Annotated in this window: 4 protein-coding genes; 3 read left to right on the top strand and 1 reads right to left on the bottom strand. The window is 42.0% G+C overall.

The features are described from left to right. Window positions 1-133 precede the first annotated feature (133 nt). From ACMHKH_RS02925 to ACMHKH_RS02915, 3 genes are all read left to right on the top strand, one after another. A complete protein-coding gene (locus tag ACMHKH_RS02925) occupies window positions 134-2446 on the top strand; it encodes an ATP-binding protein (protein WP_413519171.1) in 2313 nt (770 codons plus the stop codon). 85 nt (window positions 2447-2531) lie between these two features. Beyond that, on the top strand, window positions 2532-3500 hold the full coding sequence (locus ACMHKH_RS02920) for a response regulator (protein ID WP_413519170.1): 969 nt from the start codon (window positions 2532-2534) through the stop codon (window positions 3498-3500). 197 nt (window positions 3501-3697) lie between these two features. Then, window positions 3698-4636 carry a D-2-hydroxyacid dehydrogenase gene (locus ACMHKH_RS02915; RefSeq protein WP_413519169.1) on the top strand — a complete coding sequence of 313 codons (939 nt, stop codon included), beginning with the start codon at window positions 3698-3700 and terminating at the stop codon, window positions 4634-4636. 53 nt (window positions 4637-4689) lie between these two features. Here the strand turns inward: ACMHKH_RS02915 and ACMHKH_RS02910 are convergent, their stop codons facing one another. Next, window positions 4690-6186 carry a flavin-containing monooxygenase gene (locus ACMHKH_RS02910; protein WP_413519175.1) on the bottom strand — a complete coding sequence of 499 codons (1497 nt, stop codon included), beginning with the start codon at window positions 6184-6186 and terminating at the stop codon, window positions 4690-4692. Window positions 6187-6369: the final 183 nt, after the last annotated feature.

Genomic DNA, 6369 nt, shown 5'->3' with positions numbered 1-6369 from the left:
GTTGGGCTTTATAGTTTTTTATAAATACCTTTTAAGCTTTATCTACTGTTAGCATTACCGCATAAGTCATGGTTACCATTCAATCACATTGGTAAACCTTTTGTGTTCCCTATTCTCAAGGACAAATCCCGTCATGAGTGACTCCAAAAAAGTCGGCTTTTTTAATCAAGTCAGTACCCAAGTTACTACTATTTTGTTCATTGCTTTTGCGGTCGTACTGGCGGTCGTTGTGTATGTCGTTGATAAAGAAGGTCATGATAAAATCCGTCTTGAGTCAGCAAAGCTGGTTGCTGAACGTGGTAATACGGCAGTTAATAGTATCTCTGCCGATATCAATCGGGTCATGCGTAGTGCCTTGCTATTACAGCAAAGCGCACAAACGCTGCCACTGCAAGAGGGTATTTTGCAAGTCAGTACAGCCAATGCTTTTGATAAACGCGACTATAACTTATTGGGTAGTGGCGGCATTTGGCCAGAAAAAGGCGCACTTGGTGCCAATGCTGCGACCCATCCATTTTTGATGGTGCGTCAAAACGGTAACTACCAAGCAGTACTAAGTGATCCTAATCCCGCCAATCCGTATTATCAAGAAGATTGGTTTAGCGTCCTAAAACTGCTTAATCCTGACAGCTGTATTTGGAACCACGTCCGTGCCAGCCAAACCAAAGGCGAGCTTGCCATGAGCTGCGGTGTCGCAATCGAGCGTGACAATCAGTTTTGGGGTGCGAGCACGGTTAACTTTACCCTAAATCAGCTACAAGAAAACATTGTTAAGCTCAGTGAAAGCTCAGGTTCAGGCTATATTTTATTATTAGATAATAGTGATAAGGTTATCGCCTCATCTAACCCTGAACGCTTAAGCTATATCGATGAAGCAACCGGTACGCCACTTGATATCAAACAAGTCATCAACTCAGATCCAGCTTGGGAGCCAGTACTAGGCTTTTTAGAAACTCAGCGTAATGAGATTATTGAGCAAGTCGCTGCCAATGTATCGCCGCAGGTACAGCAGGTATTGAATACGATTGATAAAGCAGAAACAGGTGATTCTAAAGGTTATTACTTAGTCAACTATGCCGCTTACTTAAATAATGGTGAAAATAAGCAAAATGCCATGGACAGCCGCTTATTGCAAAGCTTTGAGCTGACCAATGATAACTTCTATAATGGCAGTCAAGCGTATGTCTTTGAGATTCCTGAAACCTATTGGAAGCTCATCGTCGTACAGCCTGATGCTGAGATTAATGCCATTGCCGATAACTTGAGTGAAAACTTAATTAACTGGATAGCATTAGCGCTTCTTATCACCGCTGGTATTATTTACTTTATGCTGACTTTCTTAGCATTTAAACCATTGAAAGAAACCAGTGATAAAATTTCTCTGGCAGAAAATATCATTAACAATAAGCAATATAACAAGCTAAGCTCCGTTAAATTTAAGGAAGGTCGCAACGAGATTGGGCTGGTCAACGGCTCTATCAATGACCTGCTAGATCGAATCCAATCTAACGAAGGTAAGCTTGCTAATATCAATCAACAGCTTGAGATTAAAGTAGAAGAGCGTACCGCTGAGCTGCAAGACACGCTAAAAGAGCTGAAAAACTCACAGCTACAATTGATTCGTTCAGAAAAAATGGCAACCTTGGGACAAATGGTTGCAGGCGTCGCCCATGAAGTAAATACGCCATTGTCGTATGTGCAAAACAACCTTGAAATTATCGGTCAGTTAACTGAGCAATACCAAGAGTTGATTGAATTGGTACAAGGGCTAAAAGGTATCAAGTCTGACGCCGCATCTGATGGTAAGATTGACAAGTTATTAGCAGATATCGTCCGTGCTTCGGATGAAATTCAAGAAGATGATCTATCCGCTGAGCTAAAAGAGCTGATTAAAGACTCGCTATTTGGCGTTGAGCAAATCACTGAGATGGTACTAAACCTACGCAACTTTGCTCGCCTTGATGAGTCAAAAGTGAAGACCATCGACGTGCGCGAATGTATCGAAGCCTCGCTTAAAATCGCCGGTAACTCTATCAGGCATCAAGAGATTGTCACTGATTTTGCGCCAACACCTGAAATTAAGTGCTCACCGTCGCAAATTAACCAAGTCTTGGTCAACCTGCTCAATAACGCCTCACAAGCGATGGCTGAAAAACCGGATGGCAAAATCGAAGTACGCACGCGTGCCGATGACAGCAATGTTTATATCGACGTCAGCGATAACGGTAAAGGCATGAGTACCGAAGTGCTCAATCAAATCTTTGAGCCGTTCTTTACCACTAAAGGTGCAGGCGAAGGTACGGGACTTGGCATGGCAATTAGTCAGCAGATTATGGAGCAGCATAATGGCGACATTAAAGCCGTATCAACTGAAGGTGTTGGCACCACCTTTACCTTAACGTTACCGATTAATAATGACTTAACAGAAAAAAGCCTAGCAGCATAATCGCTAGATTCTGTTTTTATTTTTAATTGCTATTTTAATTATTATACAAAGTTATATCACTGTTATTCATCATAAGGAACTCATCATGAATGAATTAGAAAATGACACCAATAATAACATAAGCACCGCTGATCTAGGGGCTGAAGCTAGACCGAAGCTGGCTTTTATTGACGATGAACAACGTATCTTACGTTCTATGAAACTGCTGTTTCGTAAAACCCATGACGTTTTTATCACTACTGACCCGACTGAATATATCGACTATATCAAAAATAATCACGTACACGTCGCGGTCAGTGACCAACGGATGCCTGAGCGTGTCGGCGTTGATATTTTACGCGAAGTAAAAGACGTTTCGCCATCTACCATGCGGATTTTATTGACCGGCTATGCTGATTTGAATGCGATTATTGGCTCTATTAACGATGGTGAAATTTATCGTTATTTAACCAAGCCTTGCAAATCTGAAGAGCTACTTGCTGTAGTCGGTCGCGCCACCGAAATCGCTTTGACTTATAACCCAGACGAAGACGCTGAGCAATTCGATAGCTCAGGTCACAAACAAACATTATTGGTCATCGATGAGACTGACGAGCTAATTGAGCAAATACGCAAGCAATTTTCTCACAGTTATAGAGTCCTGCATGCCAAAGGCTTAGAAGAAGCATATGATTATTTGGCGAACGAAGATATCGGCGTTTGTATTACCGATATTAATGTGAGCGGCGAAAATATCGCACCTATTATCTTTACTTTAAAACAAGACGCGCCGCACTTAGTGGTCTTGGTACAGACTGAATTTCAAGATGCGGGCTTGCTGATTGATTTGATTAATAAAGGTCAGGTCTATCGCTGCTTACCGAAACCGATGCGCGCTAGCCTACTTGAAATTAGCGTTAATCGTGCGTTCCAACATCATGCAAAACTCAAAGCCAGCCCTGACTTGGTCAAACGTTATGAAGTTGAGCACGACCCTGAAAACGATGTGCGTATTGATTTAAGCAGTCGCGTACGTAGTCTTATTGGTAAATTACGCAAACGTTTTTCTTTATAAGCTCATAAAACTAAATAAGCGCAAAAGACTACTGTGTCAATAAATAAAACCTCTATTTCAACTTGAAGTAGAGGTTTTTTGCTTTACACTTTTTTATGTGTTTTTTGATGTATTTTTTGACTAAAGGCGGCAACGTGCTACATTAAGCCGATAACAACCAAAGACTATTTACGATAATAATGAGATAAGGAATCATCATGCAAGCGGTTTTTTTAGATAGAGGTACTTTTTCTGATAACGTCGACTTGCCAGCACCCGCTGGCGTTACTGACTATATTACTTACGATGATACGCCGCCAGAGCTGATTGTAGAGCGTTGTCAAAATGCCGATATTATTTTTACCAATAAAGTGCAAATCAATGCTGAAGCGATTGCTAAGCTGACAAAGCTAAAGCTTATTCAACTGACCGCTACCGGCATGAATAACGTCGACCACGATGCTTGTACTAAGCATGGTATCACGCTGTATAACGTTGCTGGTTACGCAGTCAAAAGCGTCCCTGAACATACCTTTATGTTGATGCTCAATGCGATGCGTGCCGGTATTTACTATCATAATAAAGTCACCGATGGCACATGGGCAGATAACGGTAATTTTTGCCTGCTTGATATCCCACTTATTGACTTGGAAGAAAAAACGCTTGGTATTATTGGTATTGGCACCATCGGTAAACGCGTGACCGACATCGCTCGGGCCTTTGGTATGACAGTTTTATGGGCGGAACATCAAGGACGGGCGCCGCGCAATGAAGACTATACCGCCTTTGATGAGGTATTGGCTCGTGCGGACGTGATTAGCTTACATTGTCCCTTAAATGATGCCACTCAGCATCTGATTAATAAGGACACATTGGCAAAAATGAGTAAAAAGCCGCTGCTTATTAACGTTGCTCGTGGTGGTATCGTTGATAGTAAAGCGCTTGCTGATGCTATCAATAATGAGCAGATTTTAGGATATGGCAGTGATGTTTTTGAGCAAGAGCCAATCGCTGACAATGATCCTTTACTGGGGCTTGGCGAGCATCCACGTGTAATATTTAGCCCGCACAATGCTTGGGGCAGTAAAAGCGCTCAAGAAACCTTGTGGCAAATCCTGAGTAAACAAGTCACTGACTTTATCAAACAAGCTCAGTAAGACTGATAAAATTAACGGTTAGGCTAATAATAGACCTTAACAATTAGTAAATTTTAACGATTAAATTGTAGCCATTCGTCTTTAACTTTACGGTATTTAAGCATAATACGATCGGTGAAATAATTATTATTCACGCGCCACGGATAGCGATCACCTTGTTTTGGCAGCTCATCTTTGGCACGGCTGATATAACCTGCTGATAGGGCTCCAAGTACCGTATCTGGCTGCATTTCCACTTGCTCTTGTTCAGTTACAGCCTGCGCACATACGGTTTTATAGCCTTCTTTATACATATAATTCAGTAAGCGCAGCACATACTGGCAAGCCAAATCAATCTTCAGCGTCCAAGACGCGTTGGTATAGCCGAACATGATTGCCATATTTGGTACGCCTTCAAGCAATACTGCCTTATAAGTCATCCGTGCGCCTACATCAATTTTCTGCCCATCAACATATAAGTCAGCACCGCCAAGCATTTGTAATTTGAGCCCAGTAGCAGTGACGATAATATCAGCATCTAAATGCTTACCTGATGTTAATGCAATGCCAGTTGTTGTGAAATGACTGATGTTATCAGTTACTACCTCAGCGCGCTTGCTATGTAACGCTTGAAACAAATCGCTATCAGGCACCGCACATAAGCGCTCTTCCCATGGATTATAGGTAGGCTGAAAATGAGCGATATCCACTCCACTACCTTTGAGCTCTTTTTTAGCTCTGTGATTTAACAGTGCTTTCATCATTTTTGGTGCATAAATTGCGGTGCGATACACCCCTTGTTGAAACATCACATTGCGCGTACGTAGCAAGGTATAAGCCTGCGGTTTTGATAAAGGCGAGAACTTACCTGATAATAAAGCAAGTGCATGATCATCGCCCGGCACACTGGCGACATAAGTCGGTGAGCGTTGTAGCATAGTGACATGACGCGCACATTGTTCATTATTTTCATCAACCAACGCTGGTATCAGTGTCATTGCTGTTGCGCCACTACCAATGACAATAACTTTTTTATCGTCGTATTGCGTATCTTGCCAATGCTGCGGATGGACTATTTTCCCTTTGAACTGCTCTTCATGTTTAAAATGTGGTCTATAACCATTCTCGTAGTCATAATACCCCGTTGCCCCAACGACAAAATTCGCCGTGATGCTCAATACTTCGCTAGTAGCATGATTTTTAATCATCGCTGTCCATTGTTGACTATCGCTTGACCAGGATAACTGCTGCACCTCATGCTGATAGCGGATATGCTCTAGCACCTTAAACTCGCGTGCCGTATCGGCAATATAGCTTTTAATGTCTGCACCTTTTGCCAGCATTTTATGATCCAACCACGGACGGAAGCTATAACCAAAAGTCAGCGCATCCGAGTCAGAGCGGATACCGGGATAGGTAAATAAATCCCATGTACCGCCTAAATCTGTCCGTTTCTCTACAATTAAAAAATGCTTAGTAGCTTGGTTTTCTTTATGTTTACGCTTTCGTTTTATAGCGCTTTTAGCATTAGAAAACCCACTATTTTTTTGTTGCTGAAGATGGCAAGCCATACTGATGCCTGCGATACCAGCGCCAATGATAAGCACATCATAATCCGCTGAGGTGACCGATTGTGGTTTTGGGCGTTTTAATAAACGTTTGATACTCTTACGATTGCTTTCATTAGCGCCTTTTTGAGTATCATTATGCGCTTGAGATAATGTGTTATCGACCATAGCCTTATTTATCCTCGA

This window comes from Psychrobacter glacincola (assembly GCF_965118485.1).
Classification (GTDB): Bacteria; Pseudomonadota; Gammaproteobacteria; order Pseudomonadales; family Moraxellaceae; genus Psychrobacter; species Psychrobacter glacincola_D.
Note: the sequence above shows the minus strand (reverse complement) of the source record. Positions and strands in the feature narration are given on the sequence as shown.

What these genes read in the sequence shown, in the direction of transcription:
- ACMHKH_RS02925 (WP_413519171.1), top strand. Translation starts at nt 134, where the DNA reads ATGAGTGACTCCAAAAAAGTCGGCTTTTTTAATCAAGTCAGTACCCAA.
- ACMHKH_RS02920 (WP_413519170.1), top strand. Translation starts at nt 2,532, where the DNA reads ATGAATGAATTAGAAAATGACACCAATAATAACATAAGCACCGCTGAT.
- ACMHKH_RS02915 (WP_413519169.1), top strand. Translation starts at nt 3,698, where the DNA reads ATGCAAGCGGTTTTTTTAGATAGAGGTACTTTTTCTGATAACGTCGAC.
- ACMHKH_RS02910 (WP_413519175.1), bottom strand. Translation starts at nt 6,186, where the DNA reads ATGGCTTGCCATCTTCAGCAACAAAAAAATAGTGGGTTTTCTAATGCT.